Origin of the sequence: Streptomyces sp. NRRL B-24484, from assembly GCF_000717715.1 — a bacterium.
Classification (GTDB): domain Bacteria; phylum Actinomycetota; class Actinomycetes; order Streptomycetales; family Streptomycetaceae; genus Kitasatospora.
Genome location: NZ_JOAI01000059.1, coordinates 23,118 through 36,265 on the forward strand (window position 1 = coordinate 23,118; position 13,148 = coordinate 36,265).

Annotated in this window: 10 protein-coding genes and 2 pseudogenes; 7 read left to right on the forward strand and 5 right to left on the reverse strand. The window is 75.9% G+C overall.

Features of this window, described 5'->3' with window-relative positions; all coding sequences use genetic code 11:
- Positions 1–221: 221 nt before the first annotated feature.
- Both IE98_RS0136560 and IE98_RS0136565 read left to right on the forward strand, forming a co-directional pair.
- Positions 222–1,247, forward strand: a complete 1,026-nt coding sequence (locus IE98_RS0136560) for a YihY/virulence factor BrkB family protein (protein WP_106976813.1) — start codon at positions 222–224, stop codon at positions 1,245–1,247.
- A gap of 105 nt (positions 1,248–1,352) precedes the next feature.
- Positions 1,353–2,204 carry a YhjD/YihY/BrkB family envelope integrity protein gene (locus IE98_RS0136565; protein ID WP_234443813.1) on the forward strand — a complete coding sequence of 284 codons (852 nt, stop codon included), beginning with the start codon at positions 1,353–1,355 and terminating at the stop codon, positions 2,202–2,204.
- A gap of 53 nt (positions 2,205–2,257) precedes the next feature.
- Here the strand turns inward: IE98_RS0136565 and IE98_RS0136570 are convergent, their stop codons facing one another.
- Complete coding sequence (locus IE98_RS0136570) at positions 2,258–4,645, reverse strand: glycoside hydrolase family 65 protein (protein ID WP_030276330.1); 2,388 nt, start codon at positions 4,643–4,645, stop codon at positions 2,258–2,260.
- Between the two features lie 199 nt (positions 4,646–4,844).
- Between IE98_RS0136570 and IE98_RS0136575 the strand changes: the two genes are divergently transcribed.
- Positions 4,845–5,558, forward strand: a complete 714-nt coding sequence (locus IE98_RS0136575) for a helix-turn-helix domain-containing protein (RefSeq protein ID WP_052391452.1) — start codon at positions 4,845–4,847, stop codon at positions 5,556–5,558.
- The gene (locus IE98_RS0136580; RefSeq protein ID WP_030276333.1) at positions 5,555–6,181 is read left to right on the forward strand and encodes a CBS domain-containing protein; all 627 of its coding nucleotides are present in this window, start codon (positions 5,555–5,557) and stop codon (positions 6,179–6,181) included. The genes IE98_RS0136575 and IE98_RS0136580 overlap by 4 nt, the downstream gene beginning before the upstream one ends.
- Before the next feature lie 24 nt (positions 6,182–6,205).
- Here IE98_RS0136580 and IE98_RS0136585 read toward each other — a convergent pair whose 3' ends face one another.
- The 3 genes from IE98_RS0136585 to IE98_RS43650 form a co-directional block, all read right to left on the reverse strand.
- Positions 6,206–7,681: a S28 family serine protease gene (locus IE98_RS0136585; RefSeq protein WP_078661592.1), complete on the reverse strand. Its 1,476-nt coding sequence runs from the start codon at positions 7,679–7,681 to the stop codon at positions 6,206–6,208.
- A 102-nt stretch (positions 7,682–7,783) separates the two neighbouring features.
- Positions 7,784–8,710 carry an NAD(P)-dependent oxidoreductase gene (locus IE98_RS0136590; RefSeq protein WP_052391453.1) on the reverse strand — a complete coding sequence of 309 codons (927 nt, stop codon included), beginning with the start codon at positions 8,708–8,710 and terminating at the stop codon, positions 7,784–7,786.
- A 95-nt stretch (positions 8,711–8,805) separates the two neighbouring features.
- Positions 8,806–9,807: an endonuclease/exonuclease/phosphatase family protein gene (locus tag IE98_RS43650; RefSeq protein WP_234443814.1), complete on the reverse strand. Its 1,002-nt coding sequence runs from the start codon at positions 9,805–9,807 to the stop codon at positions 8,806–8,808.
- 342 nt (positions 9,808–10,149) lie between these two features.
- Between IE98_RS43650 and IE98_RS0136600 the strand changes: the two genes are divergently transcribed.
- On the forward strand, positions 10,150–10,962 hold the full coding sequence (locus IE98_RS0136600) for a peptidoglycan recognition protein (RefSeq protein WP_234443815.1): 813 nt from the start codon (positions 10,150–10,152) through the stop codon (positions 10,960–10,962).
- On the opposite strand, the gene IE98_RS0136605 is transcribed toward IE98_RS0136600, so the two are convergent.
- A complete protein-coding gene (locus IE98_RS0136605; RefSeq protein WP_030276343.1) occupies positions 10,941–11,165 on the reverse strand; it encodes a hypothetical protein in 225 nt (74 codons plus the stop codon). The genes IE98_RS0136600 and IE98_RS0136605 overlap by 22 nt on opposite strands.
- A gap of 257 nt (positions 11,166–11,422) precedes the next feature.
- Between IE98_RS0136605 and IE98_RS51425 the strand changes: the two are divergent.
- Together IE98_RS51425 and IE98_RS51430 are read left to right on the forward strand one after the other, a co-directional pair.
- Positions 11,423–12,166 (forward strand): annotated as a pseudogene (locus tag IE98_RS51425) (ATP-binding cassette domain-containing protein); the annotation flags it as partial.
- Positions 12,140–13,140, forward strand: a pseudogene (locus IE98_RS51430) (ATP-binding SpoIIE family protein phosphatase); the annotation flags it as partial. The pseudogenes IE98_RS51425 and IE98_RS51430, both read left to right, overlap by 27 nt.
- Positions 13,141–13,148 lie beyond the last annotated feature (8 nt).

The following is a 13,148-nucleotide window of genomic DNA, read 5'->3' on the forward strand; positions in this document are numbered from 1 at the left end:
GCCGGAGCCGGAGCCGGTGGTGACCCCCGGCCTCGCCGCGTGCCGCCCCCACACCGCCCGACGCACCGCCCGCCCGACGCGCCCCCCGGCCGAGGCGCCCCCCGGCCGACGCACCGCCCGCCCGACGCGCCCCCCCGGCCGAGGCGCCCCCCGGCCGACGCACCGCCCGCCCGAGGCGCTCCGGGCGGTTGGATCCGCCGGGGACGGACAGACGCGCGGGCGTGGACCGACTTCGCAGACACACGCTGGCCCGCCGCCGGACCATTGCCCGGCCCGGGCCCAGCGCCCGGGTGCGCCGGCGCGCGCCCGACCGCCCGACCCGGCTGCGCCGCCGCGGCTGGCAGGACGCGCTGCGCCGCACCGGCAAGGAGATCCTGGAGGACGACCTCACCGACCGCGCCGCCGCGCTCACCTACTACGGCGTGCTCGCGATCTTCCCCACCCTGCTGCTGCTCGTGTCGATCATCGGCCTGGTCGGCCGGACCGCCACCGAGCAGATGCTCGACAACCTGCGGACCTGGACGCCCGGCCCGGCTCGCGACATCCTCCGCGGCGGCGTCGAGGGGCTGCAGCGCAGCCACGGCACCAGCGGCGTCCTCGCGGTCCTCGGCCTGGCCGGCGCGCTGTGGTCCGCGTCCGGCTACATCGCCGCGTTCATCCGCGCGGCCAACGCGGTCTACGACATCCGCGAGGGCCGCCCGGTCTGGAAGCTGACCCCGCTGCGGCTGGGCCTCACGGTGGTGCTGATGCTGCTGCTCGCCGGGAGCGCCGTGATCGTGGTGTTCACCGGCCCGCTCGCCCGGCGGGCCGGGGAGGCGCTGGGGATCGGCGACGTCGGGGTGCAGATCTGGTCGATCGCCAAGTGGCCGGTGCTGCTGGTGCTGGTCACGCTGATGATCGCGTTGCTGTACTGGGCCGCGCCCAACGTCCGCGGCCGCGGATTCCGCTGGGTGTCGCCCGGCAGCGTGCTGGCGGTGGCGCTCTGGCTCGGGCTCTCCGCCGGCTTCGCGGCCTTCGTGGCGAACTTCTCCTCGTACAACCGGACGTACGGCACCCTGGCCGGAGTGATCGTCTTCCTGGTGTGGCTGTGGCTGACGAACCTGGCGATCCTGTTGGGGCTGGAGTTCGACGCGGAGCTGTCGCGGGCGCGGGCCGTCCAGGGCGGACTGCCGCGCAGGCACGAGCCGTACGTCCAGCCGCGTTCCACCGAGACCTGGGACGACGCCGAGTCCGGTGGCGGTCCCTGAGCGGAGGCGAGTGTCGATGGCGGCGTGCCGGCCCGACCCCCGCGGAGCCGTGCGGTCCCGCCGCCGTCCGGCGGTACGGCGTCGCCCGGACGGGGGAACACGGCGGTGACCGGCGGCCAGCACCTGCGGGGGCGGCCGCTGCCGCGGTCCGGCCCCCCGGTCGCCGGCGGCCTGCGGGCGAGGATCGCCGAGGCCGCCCGCGAGGTGTGGCGCCGCGGCCGGGAGATCGAGCTGCTGCACCGCTCGATGGCCTTCGCCGCGCTCTGCTTCGTCACCGTCGTGCCGCTGCTGGTGGTCATCGCCGCCGCCTCGCCGACCAGCGGCAGCGGCATCGCCGACTGGATGATCGACGGCCTCGGGCTGTCCGGCCGCTCGGCCGCCGCGGTGGACGAGCTGTTCGCCTCCCGCCGCGAGGTCGTCATCACGACGACCGGGCTGAGCCTCGCCGCCCTGGCGGTCTTCGGGGTGTCCCTGATGGCGGCCGTGCAGAACGCCTACGAGCGGATCTGGCAGGTGTCGCCCGGCGCCTGGCATGCGGTGTGGCGTCAGGTGGTGGGCCTCGGCGGGCTGATCGGCTACGTGCTGGTGGCGGCCTGGAGCGGGGTGCCGTGGCACGGCACCGGCGCGCAGCCGGCGCTGCGGGTCGCGGCGACCGTGGTCGGTGGGCTGCTGTTCTTCTGGTGGCTGCCGCGGCTGCTGCTCGGCGGCCGGGTGTGCTGGCGCGCGCTGCTGCCGGGGGCGGTACTGACCGTGTGCGCCCTCGTGGGCCTGCGGGTGTTCTCCCGGCTGGCGTTCGCCCCGATGATCGTCTCCAACGCGGTCTCCTACGGGGCGATCGGCACCGTGCTGGTGGTGCAGTCCTGGCTGATCGGTGTCGGCTACTGCGTGTACGCCGGGGCGCTGGCCGGTCAGACGCTGCAGCGCCGTCCCACCCCGCGCCGCCGCGGCCCGCGCTGACCCCGCCGACTGCGGCCCGCGCTGACCCCGACGGCCGCGGCGCCGGCCGGGGCTCAGAGCGACAGGACGCGGTGCTCGCCCGGCCGCACGGTGAAGCACGAGCCGCGCAGCCGGACCCGGATCGGCTGCTGCCGCCCCTCCGGCAGCGAGACGGCCACCGAACGCCGGTCGACCGCGACGGTCACCCCCCAGTGGCCGCGGTAGCGCAGGTCCAGCTCCAGGCGGCCCAGTTCGGAGGGCAGCCGCGGGTCCAGCCAGAGTGCGTCCTCGCGGATCTCCAGGCCGGTGTAGCAGCGCTGCAGCAGGTCCACGGTGCCGGCCATGGCGCCGAGGTGGACGCCCTCGGCGGTGGTGCCGCCCTGCAGGTCCTCGCGGTCGGCGGCCAGCGCGTCGCGGAAGAACCGCCAGGACGCCCGCCGGTTCGAGCGGGTCAGCACCCAGGCGTGCACCACCGCGCTGAGGGTCGAGCCGTGCACGGTGCGCGGGAGGTAGTGACGGACGGTGCGGCGCAGCAGCTCCTCCCCGGCCGGGTAGCCGAGTCGGCGCAGCAGGCCGCGCAGCTCGTGGTCGGAGAAGAGGTAGGAGAGCATCAGGGCGTCCGCCTGCTTGGAGGCCTTGTAGCGGTTGACGGTGTCGCCCTCCGCCTCCAGGATCCGGTCGAGGCGCCGCAGGTCGGGGTAGTGCCGCCGGTAGCGTTCCCAGTCGAGCTCGGCGAGGCGCTCGTAACCGTCGAACTGGCTGATCACCCCGTCGTGGAAGGGCACGTGCAGGCGCCGGCCGACCTCCTGCCAGCGGTCGCGTTCGGCGCGGTCGAGGTCGAGGCGTTCCAGCAGCTCGTCGCGCCGGTAGCCGGGCAGCGCGTCGAGGGCGTCCAGGGCGCGGGCCAGCACCCAGGAGGCGAGCACGTTGGTGTAGGCGTTGTCGTCCAGGCCGGGCCGGTCGGCCCACGGGTAGGCGTCGTGGTACTCGTCCGGCCCGAGCACGCCGCGGATCGAGTACCGCTCGCGCTCCGCGTTCCACTCGGCGGCCGAGGACCAGAACCGGGCGATCTCCAGCAGCATCTCGGCGCCGGTGTCGGCCAGGAAGTCGAGGTCCCCGGTGGCCTGGTAGTACTGCCAGACGTTGTAGGCGACGGCGGAGCCGACGTGCCGCTGCAGGTGGCTGTGGTCGGGCAGCCAGCGGCCGGACAGCGGGTTGAGGTGCAGCCGCTGCGACTCCTCGCGGCCCTCGGTCGCGCTCTGCCAGGGGTACATCGCACCGCGCAGCCCGGCGTCGCGGGCGGCGAGGCGGGCCGCGCCGAGCCGCCGTTGCCGGTGGTGGAGCACGCCCCGGGCGAGCTCGGGGAAGCGCAGGTTGAACAGCTGCAGGACGAAGAGCTCGTCCCAGAAGACGTGGCCGCGGTAGGCCTCGCCGTGCAGCCCGCGGGCCGGGATGCCGACGTCGAGGTCGACGGAGTGCTCGGAGTAGGTCTGCAGCAGGTGGAAGAGGTGCAGGCGGATCGTGCCTATCCCGTCGAAGTCGGCGTCGGTCCGGCAGCGGCGCCACAGCTCGGCCCAGCGCAGCGCGTGCTCGTCCAGCAGCTCCCCGAAGTCCCCGGCGGCCGCGGCCAGCACGGTCGCGGCGTGCAGCGGCGCGCCGACCGCCGGATCGCGGTCGGTGTGCACGGCGACGGTCTTCTCCACGGTGACGGGCACGCCCCGCGCGACCTCCACGGTGAGCAGCTGCGCCGCCCGGCCCGGGGCGGTGCGCACGACGGTGTCGGCGGGGACGGGGACGCCCGAGCGGTGGACGCGGGTGCGGGCGGCGAGGGCGATCCGCCGCGACGCATGGGCGAGGGCGACCTGCAGCAGGAGCAGGCCGTCGGGGCCGGCGCCCTGCTCGACCGGCCGGAGGTGCCGCCGGGCGAGGCCGCGGTAGCGGGCCACGCCGGAGTTGGTGACGGTGCCGTCCAGCGCCGATCGGACCTCCATCGGCCCGGACCAGTTCTCCGGCAGCAGCTCGGTCTCCAGGGCGACCAGGTGCGGCTGCGCCTGGCTGGCGATCCGCCGCTGGACGAGCCGGGTCCGGCGCCCCTCGCCGTCCTCCACCAGGGCGTGCCTGGTCAGGACGCCCCGGCGCAGGTCGAGCACCAGGCGCTGGGTGGCGGGCGGGCCGGTGAACCAGTCACCGCCGGCCGGCCGGAAGGTGAGCGGCAGCCAGTTGGGGCAGTTGACCAGGTCCTCGTTCTCGACCTGCCGCCCGTCGACCACGGTGGCCGCGCGGTCGTAGCAGCCGGCCAGGTACGTCCCCGGGTAGTGGGTGCCGTCGGCGGTGGACTCCGGGGCGGCGCCGCGGGTGACCAGGTAGCCGTTCCCGACCGCGCAGAGCGCTTCGCGCACACCCTCCGCGGCGGGGTCGAAGCCCTCGTACGCGAGCTGCCAGTCCTCCGCGGGACGGCGCACCGCTCCACCTCACCCTCGCGACGGCACCCCCGGGCAGCCACGCTATGCCGCCGTCCGGGGGCCCGCATCCGGCCGCGGGCGGGGCCGATGGGGCCGGTCGGCCCCGGTCGCGAGGCCTTCGGCCCTGGCGCCGGCGGGGTCGCGGTCCGACCCTGGAACGGGGGGCACCGGAGCGTCGCCGCACGAACGGTCACCGGACATGAACGAGATCACCAGCACCCCGGCCGCCGCCCCCGAGCAGGCCGCCGGCCACCCCGACGACATCGCGCGACGGGTCGTCACCCGCTGCCGGCAGCTCGGGCTGAGCCAGGACGAGGCGGCCGCCCGGGCCGGCATGGCGCCGCGCTACCTCGGACAGCTGCTGGACTTCGGTCCGGGCTTCGACCCCGGCGCGGTCTTCCGGCTGGCCCGGGTGCTCGGCGTGAGCCGGGACGACCTGGTCGAGGGCCGCACCGACGCGCCGCCGGGCCGTACGGGGGCCGCGGCGCGCCCCCGGCTGCTCCGGCTCACCGAGCAGGAGTGCTGGGACCGGCTCGGCACCCACGGCGTCGGCCGGATCGCCCTCCCGGGGCAGCGCTTCCCGCTGGTGCTGCCGGTCAACTACACCGTCGACGGCACCACCGTCGCCTTCCGGACGGCCGACTTCGGTGCCGCGGCCGCCGCGGCCGGGGACGACGTCGCCTTCGAGGTGGACCGCATCGACGACCGCCGCAGCAGCGGCTGGAGCGTGCTGCTCGGCGGCCGGGCGGAACGGGTGCGCGACCCGGACGAGGAACGGCGGCTGGCCGCGCTCGCCGCCGCGGAGCCCTGGGCGGGCGGCCACCGGACGCTGTGGATCCGGATCGTCCCGGAGACGGTGACGGGCCGGCTGGTCGGACCGGCCGACGGGCAGGACGGGGGTGGCGGGCCATGAGGCACAGGTCGGTGGCCGAGGTGATGACCCGGGAGGTGGTCGCCGTCCCGCCCGGCGCGGGGCTGCGCGAGATCGTGGCCACGCTGGCGGTGCACCGGATCGGCGCCGTCCCGGTGGTCGACCCGTCGGACCGGCCGATCGGCGTGGTGTCGGAGGCCGACCTGCTGCACCGCCAGGCCGTCCAGGACGATCCGGACGAGGCGCGCACCCTGCCGCTGCCGGAGACCGACGCGGCGACCGCCGGGGAGCTGATGTCCGCCCCGCCGGTCTGCATCGCGCCGGACGCCAGTGTGGTGGCCGCCGCCCGGCGGATGGAGCGCCACGGGGTGAAGCGGCTGCCCGTGGTCGACGGGGACGGCCGGCTGATCGGCGTGGTCGCCCGGGCCGACCTGGTGCGGGTCTACCTGCGCGACGACCGGGCCGTCCGCCGGGAGATCGTCGAGGACGTGCTCGGCGCGGTCGACGGGGTCGGCCCGGACGCCGTCGCGGTCGAGGTCGACCAGGGGCGGGTGACCCTCCGCGGCACGATCGACCCGCCCGGCCTCGCCCGGGTCGTGCGCCGGCTGTGCCGGTCGGTGGACGGCGTCGTCTCCGTCACCGACCTGACGCACGGCGTCGGCTGACCCGGGCGAGGCCGGCCCGGGCGCTCAGCCGGGCAGGCCGGGCAGGCGGTGGCGTTCGGCCGGGTCGGGCGTGTCGAGGGCGGCGTCGTACGGGGCCGGTGCCGGGGACGCCGCGAGGCCGCTGCCGCCGGCCGGGGTCAGGCCGGCCCACCGGAACAGCGCGTCGGTGGCCACGGTGCGGTCGGCCGGGGCGAGGGCCGTGATCGAGGCGCCGTGGTTGCCGTCGGCGACCGTCAGCACGTGGCTGTCGCGGGTCCGGGCGGAGACGGTGAAGCGCTCGGCGCTCCACGGGTCGCGGCCGCCGTAGACGAAGAGGGTGTTGCGGGCGTTGCGGCGGATCCAGTGGTCGACGTCCCGGGTCGGGCCCGGGTCGAAGGGGCGCCGGGCGACCTTGTCCGGGATGTAGTCCCACACCGAGATCCGGTACTTCAGCAGGCCCTTGAGCTGCGGGTACGTCACCTCGGGCGCGCCGAGCTCGGTGGCCGCCTGGTAGTAGTACGGCGCGTAGTACGAGAGCGTCTGGTCGGTGTAGAAGGAGAAGCCGTCGACGGCGTCGAACCAGTCCCACAGCTGCTGGTCGGTGGCGTCCCGGCCGGGGACAGCCGCGCAGTCGGCCTCGGTGCCGTACTGCCAGAACGCCCACGGCGTGTCGACGACCACGGCCTCCAGGGCCTTGTCGGCGCTGCCCATGAACTCGGCGGAGAAGGTGTAGCCGTTGTCGTGGGCGTACCGCTCGTAGCGGGCGGTGAGCGCGGTGCGGCGGCGCAGCGCCTCCACCTGGGCGCCGGCGATCGCGGCCCGGCACTCGGGGGTGCCGTTGCTGCGGATGACGTCCGCGTAGGCGCGGTCGCCGGGCCGGGCGGCGTCGTCCGGGGCGACGTAGGCGACCGTGCCGTCCATGTCGCCGGGGTGGAACCGCTCGTAGTGGGCGGCGTTCATGCCGCCCTTGCTGCCGCCGGTGGCGATCCAGCGGCCGGGGTAGAGCGCCTTCAGTGCGGTGAACACCGCGTGCTGGTCGGCGGTGGCCTGACGGATGTTCAGGGTCGACCAGTCGCCGCCGGTGGCGGGCTCCGAGCCGCGGAAGAACCGGTACTCGAGCGAGACCTGGTTGGCGTCGAGCAGCCGGGTGGGCTCGGAGCGGGACGCGCCGGGGTCGGCCGGCAGTCCGTAGCCGCTGGCGGAGAAGACGGTCGGCCGGTCGGCGCCGCGGTGCAGCACGGTGAGTCGCTGCTGGAAGCTGCCGCGCCCGGGGTGGTCGTGGTCGACCGGCTGGGTGTACGTCAGCACGAAGAAGCGGTAGCCGTCGACCGGCTTCTCCTGGACGACGGTCATGCCCGGGATCGCGGCGAGCCGGTCCTTGAGGTCGGCCGCCCGGGTGGCGGCCGCGGCGGCGGGTGCGCCGGTGCGGGCGGGCCCGTCCGCACCGAACGCGGGGGAGGGGAGCAGACAGGCGGACACGAGGCCCGCCGCGAGGGTGGTCCACAGACGGCTGCGCAACAGGGGTCTCCCGGGGCGGCGAAGTCAAGCGACGGTGTAAGTACGTTTAACCCGTCGCACAACCTAGGCGTGGTGCCGGCCCGCCACAAGGCTTTTGACGAAATGTCATGTTCGCGGATCGGGGTCCGGTGCGCCGTTGTCCGGAGCGCCATCGGCCGCGCGGGGGAGTGCGGCCCGGTGCCGCGAGGTCTCGCCGAGCGCCGCCAGGTCCTGCGCGCCGCGGCCGTGCGCCACGCCCTCCAGCAGCGCGTCGCGCAGCACCCCGGCGAGCGGCATCGGCACCCGGGCGGCGGCCGCGGTGTCCAGCGCCAGGCCGACGTCCTTGAAGCCCAGGTCGAGCCGGAACCCGGCGGGCTCGTACCGCCGTTCGGCGATCATCGCGCCGTACCCCTCGTACACCGGCCCGGGGAAGACCGTGCCGGTCAGCACGGACAGCAGGTCCCCGGCGGCCAGCCCGCTCGCCTCGCCGAGCGCGGTCGCCTCCGCCACCGCCTCGACGGCCGACACCAGCACGAAGTTGGCGCAGACCTTCGCCGTGCTGGCGATCTCCGGCCGGTCGCCGAGCCGCCAGGTCCGCCGCCCCATCGCCTCGAACAGCGGGGCGACCCGGTCCAGGGCGTCGGCCGGACCGGCCGCCAGGATCGCCAGGTTCCCCGCCGCGGCGACCTCGCCACGGCCCAGCACCGGCGCCGCCACGTAGGCCACGCCGTGCCGGGCGTGCAGCTCCGCGGCCCGGCGCGCCAGCGCGGGCGAGACGGTCGCCATGTTGACGTGCACGCCGGCCGCCGCGGCGGCCAGCACCTCCTCGTCCAGCAGCACCGACTCGACGGCGGCGTCGTCCGCGAGCATCGACACCACGGCCTCGCACCGCCACACCCCGGCCGGCCCGTCCGCGGCCTCGGCGCCCTCCGCCACCAGCTCCCGCACCGGCTCCGGCGAGCGGTTCCACACCGTCACCCGGTGTCCGGCCGCCAGCAGTTGACGGACCATCCCGCGGCCCATCGTGCCCAGACCGACGAATCCCACGTCCACCGTGCCGACCCCCTGCCTCGTGGTCCGCCGGGCCCGGCCGGGCCCGGCGGCGTTGCACCAGTGATCGTAGGCGTACGAGGGACGGCCGGTGGACGTCAGCCGGTGACGGCGAGCTCGGCGACGACCGCGCGGTGGTCGGTGCCCGGCAGGGTGCGCTCGGCGACGGTGACGGCCTTCAGCGCGTCGCCGTGCAGCACGTGGTCGATCTGCAGCACCGGCGGCAGCACCGGGCGGTCCGCGGGCCAGGTGCCGTCGAAGCCCCGGCCCAGCTCGGCGTGGGTGTCGGTCAGCCCGGTGCCGAGCAGCCGCCGCATCGGCGTGTGGTCCAGGGTGGCGTTGAAGTCGCCGAGCACGACGGCGTTGCGGGTGCGCCCGGCGACGTCCGAGCGGATCGCGTCGAAGCCCGCCGCCCACTTCCGCGAATCGCCCAGCGGGTAGTACGTGTGCACGGCGACGATCCGTACCGTCCGGCCCTCCACCGACACCTCGGCCGAGGTCGGATCGTCGGAGAACGGGGCGTCCGGCACCCGGGCCGCAGAGAGCGGCAGCCGGGAGTACAGCGCGGTGTCGGAGTGCGGGCCCGCCACCTTGTACGGCAGCACCCCGGCCATCCCTGCGCGCTCCAGGCCCTCGGCCAGCTTCGGGCTCGACTCCTCCACCGCCAGCACGTCCACCCGCTCCTCGCGGGCCAGCCGCACCAGCGCCGCCGGATCCACCTGCCCCAGGTAGGCGTTGCTGGTGGCGAGCCGCAGCCGCGGCGCGGACGTCGGCACCCCGCCGCCGTCCCCGACGAACCGCGGCACCAGCCAGAACAGCTGCACCGCGGTCAGCGCGACGGCCACCGCCGCCAGCGCCCGGGCCCGCAGCAGCGCGGTGGTGAACACCACCAGCACGCTCAGCAGCGCCACGTACGGCACGCCGGCGACCGGCAGCGCCAGGTCCGTCCCGTCGTCCAGCCCGCCGAGACGCACCACGATCAGCGCCGCCGGCACCAGCAGCACCAGTGCGCAGCAGGCCAGCACGGCGAGCCGCAGCACGCGCAGCCACCGGCGGCCGGGCGCGGCCGGCGCCGGTGCAGGGGCCTCGACCTCCGCCACAACTCCGACCATCCGACACCCCCGCCTTCCGCGCCCGTGCACCGGACGCCGCTCGACCCGCCGCCGGACGGCCCGGGCCCCGCGATCGCGGTGATCACCGGGCGGCGACGTCGACTGGAGACGCCGGGACGGCCCCGGACGGTTCCGCCGACCGTCCCGACAGCCCCGACGGTGCTGCCGGCCCGGTGCGACACGCCGGACCGGGCCGGTGCCGACGGAGGGTCAGCCCGACGGCCGGTCAGGAGCCCCGACGGACCCGGTCGGCGTAGGGGGTACGGCGGACGGACCGGACACGCGGGCGACGAGGTGCGGGGCGGACGGGCGGACCGTAGCTTCCGTGGCATGGACATCAACCGTCGTCTGGTGCTGCGCCGTGCCGTCCAGGCCGTCGCGGCCGGGGCCGTGACCGCGCTGCCGGCCATGGCCCGCCCGCGCCGCTCGGCCGCCGCCGACGGCCCGCCCCCGGCAGCGGTGCCGCCGGCCGCCGTGGCGCTCCCCGTCCCCGCGGCGCCGCCGATCGTGCTGCGCTCCACCTGGCAGTCCGCCGACCAGGTGCCGAAGGTGCAGTACGACCGGGCGGTCCGGGCGGTGCTGGTGCACCACACCGACGACCCGAACTCCTACACCGCGGACGCGGTGCCGGACATCCTGCGCGCGATCCGCCGCGACCACCTGGAGTTCCGCGGCTGGGACGACATCGGCTACAACTTCCTCGTCGACCGCTTCGGCCGGATCTGGGAGGGCCGCCTCGGCGGCGTCGACCGCCCGGTGGTCGGCGCCCACACCATGGGCTTCAACCGCGACACGGTGGGCATCGCGGCGATCGGCACGTACAACGCAGGGACGGAGGTCCCGCCGGCCGTCCTGGACTCGATCGCCCGGCTGGCGGCGTGGAAGCTCGGCCTGCACGGGGTGCGCGCCGACGCCCGCTCCGAGCTCACCTCCACCAACAGCGGCAGCCGCTTCCCGGTCGGGGCGACGCACATGTTCAACGCGGTCTCCGGTCACCGGGACGCGTTCTGCACGCTCTGCCCGGGCGAGTCGCTGTACGCCGCGATCCCCGGCATCGTCGACCGGGCCCGCCGGCTCCAGCAGGAGGCCGCGGCCGGCGCCCCCGGAGCCGGGACGGCGGCTCAGACCGGCTTGACCGCGTAGAGCTCCAGGTGCCCGCAGACCGGGCAGCGGAAGGCGTCGACCTGCCAGCGCTGCTTGCCCATCCGCTTCGCCGTGCCGAAGATGCCGCGTTCCAGCGCACCCGATATCCACCGGGCGTAGCCGTAGGACGACTGGCCGGTGTCCTCGACGAAGCCCGGCTCCAGCCCGACGACACCGCACTGCGTGCACTTCAGGTTCTCCACGGCAGGGAGTGTAGGAGGCGTTCGGCCACCCGTGCGACCACCTCGGCGGAACCGGCGGTCCGGTGGCCGGGCACGCCGATCGGTCCGACCGCCCGGCACCGGCCGGGCCGGCCGACCGCGGGCCGCACGGGGCAGGAAATCCGGTACCGGGCGGGGCCGCTCGGGCGGTCGCCGCGCGTTGGTGACACACCCGGGCCCGGCCACGCGGCAGACTCGTGCCACCAGCCGACGGATCGGGGACGAGGGGAGGTGGCCGGGTGGCCCGCGTGCCGCTGCTGTCGCTGCGCGGGATCTCCAAGCGGTACGGCACGCTGCAGGCGCTCAGCAGCGTGGACCTGGAGGTCGCCCACGGCGAGGTGGTCGCCCTGGTCGGCGACAACGGCGCCGGCAAGTCCACCCTGATCAAGGCCGTCGCCGGGGTGAGCGCCCCGGACTCCGGCGTGATCGAGTGGGAGGGCCGCCGGGTGGAGCTGCGCCGGCCCCGCGACGCCCAGCAGCTCGGCATCGCCACCGTCTACCAGGACCTCGCGCTCTGCGAGAGCCTCGACGTGGTCGCCAACCTCTACCTCGGCCGCGAGCTGCGCCGCTTCGGAACGCTCCGCGAGGTCGAGATGGAGCGGCGCTCGCGCGCCCTGCTGCAGCGCCTCTCGGTGCGGCTGCCGAGCCTGCGCATCCCCGTGCTGTCGCTCTCCGGCGGCCAGCGGCAGGCCGTCGCCATCGCCCGCTCGCTGATCGGCGACCCCAAGCTGGTGGTGCTCGACGAGCCGACCGCCGCCCTCGGCCTGGAACAGAGCGCGCAGACCCTCGACCTGATCCGCCGGCTGCGCGAACAGGGCCACGCGGTCATCGTCATCAGCCACAACCTGGACGACGTGCAGGCCGTCGCCGACCGGGTCGCGGTGCTGCGGCTCGGCCGGAACAACGGCGTGTTCGAGGCGAAGTACACCACCCAGGAGCAGATCACCGCCGCGATCACCGGCAGCCACCCGATGGCCGTCACCCTGCAGCAGAGCCTGCTGCCGCGCGGCCTGCCCGAGCAGGACGCCGTCGACGCCGCCTACCGCTACCTGCCCGCGCACGCGGGCGTCGGCGGCGACTGGTTCGACGTCATCCCGCTCTCCGGCGCCCGGGTCGCCCTGGTCGTCGGCGACGTGGTCGGCCACGGCCTGCACGCCGCCGCCAGACGGCCGGCGGCATGGAGGGCGCCATCATCGGCGCCACCTGCCTGTACGCCGTCTACGACCCGGTCTCCCGGCGGTGCCGGCTGGCCCGCGCCGGGCACCTGCCCGCCGTCCTCGTCCACCCGGACGGCACCGTGGAGATCCCCGACACCCCGGTCGGCCCGCCGCTCGGCCTGCGCGGCATGCCGTTCACCACCGCCGAACTGGAGGTGCCCGAGGGCGCCCAGCTGGTGCTCTACACCGACGGCCTGGTGGAGGCCCGGACGAGGGACATCGACATCGGGCTCGACCTGCTGCGGGCCGCGCTCTCGCACGCCGACCGCAGCCCGGAGGAGACCTGCCGGGCGGTGCTGGAGGAACTGCTGCCGCACCGCCCGGAGGACGACGTGGCGCTGCTGGTCGCCCGGACGCGCGCGCTGCCCGCCGACCGGGTCGCCGAATGGGAGGTGCCCCCCGACCCGGCGGCCGTCGCCGAGAGCCGGGCGACCGCCACCGCCCACCTGCGCCGCTGGGACCTGGAGCTGCTGGAGCCGGGCACCGAACTCGTCCTCAGCGAACTGGTCACCAACGCGATCCGGCACGCCGCCGGCCCGATCCGGGTCCGGCTGCTCTTCGGCCGGTCGCTGATCTGCGAGGTGTCCGACGGCAGCAGCACCTCGCCGCGGCTGCGGCAGGCCGCCTCGACCGACGAGGGCGGCCGCGGGCTGTTCCTGGTCGCGCAGATCGCCGAACGCTGGGGCACCCGCTACACCGACACCGGCAAGATCATCTGGGCCGAGCAGAACCTGCCGTGAGACGGACC

Excerpts from the sequence above, each read along its gene's own strand:
- IE98_RS0136580 (WP_030276333.1), top strand. The coding sequence starts at position 5,555 with ATGAGGCACAGGTCGGTGGCCGAGGTGATGACCCGGGAGGTGGTCGCC.
- IE98_RS0136600 (WP_234443815.1), top strand. The coding sequence starts at position 10,150 with ATGGACATCAACCGTCGTCTGGTGCTGCGCCGTGCCGTCCAGGCCGTC.
- IE98_RS0136575 (WP_052391452.1), top strand. The coding sequence starts at position 4,845 with ATGAACGAGATCACCAGCACCCCGGCCGCCGCCCCCGAGCAGGCCGCC.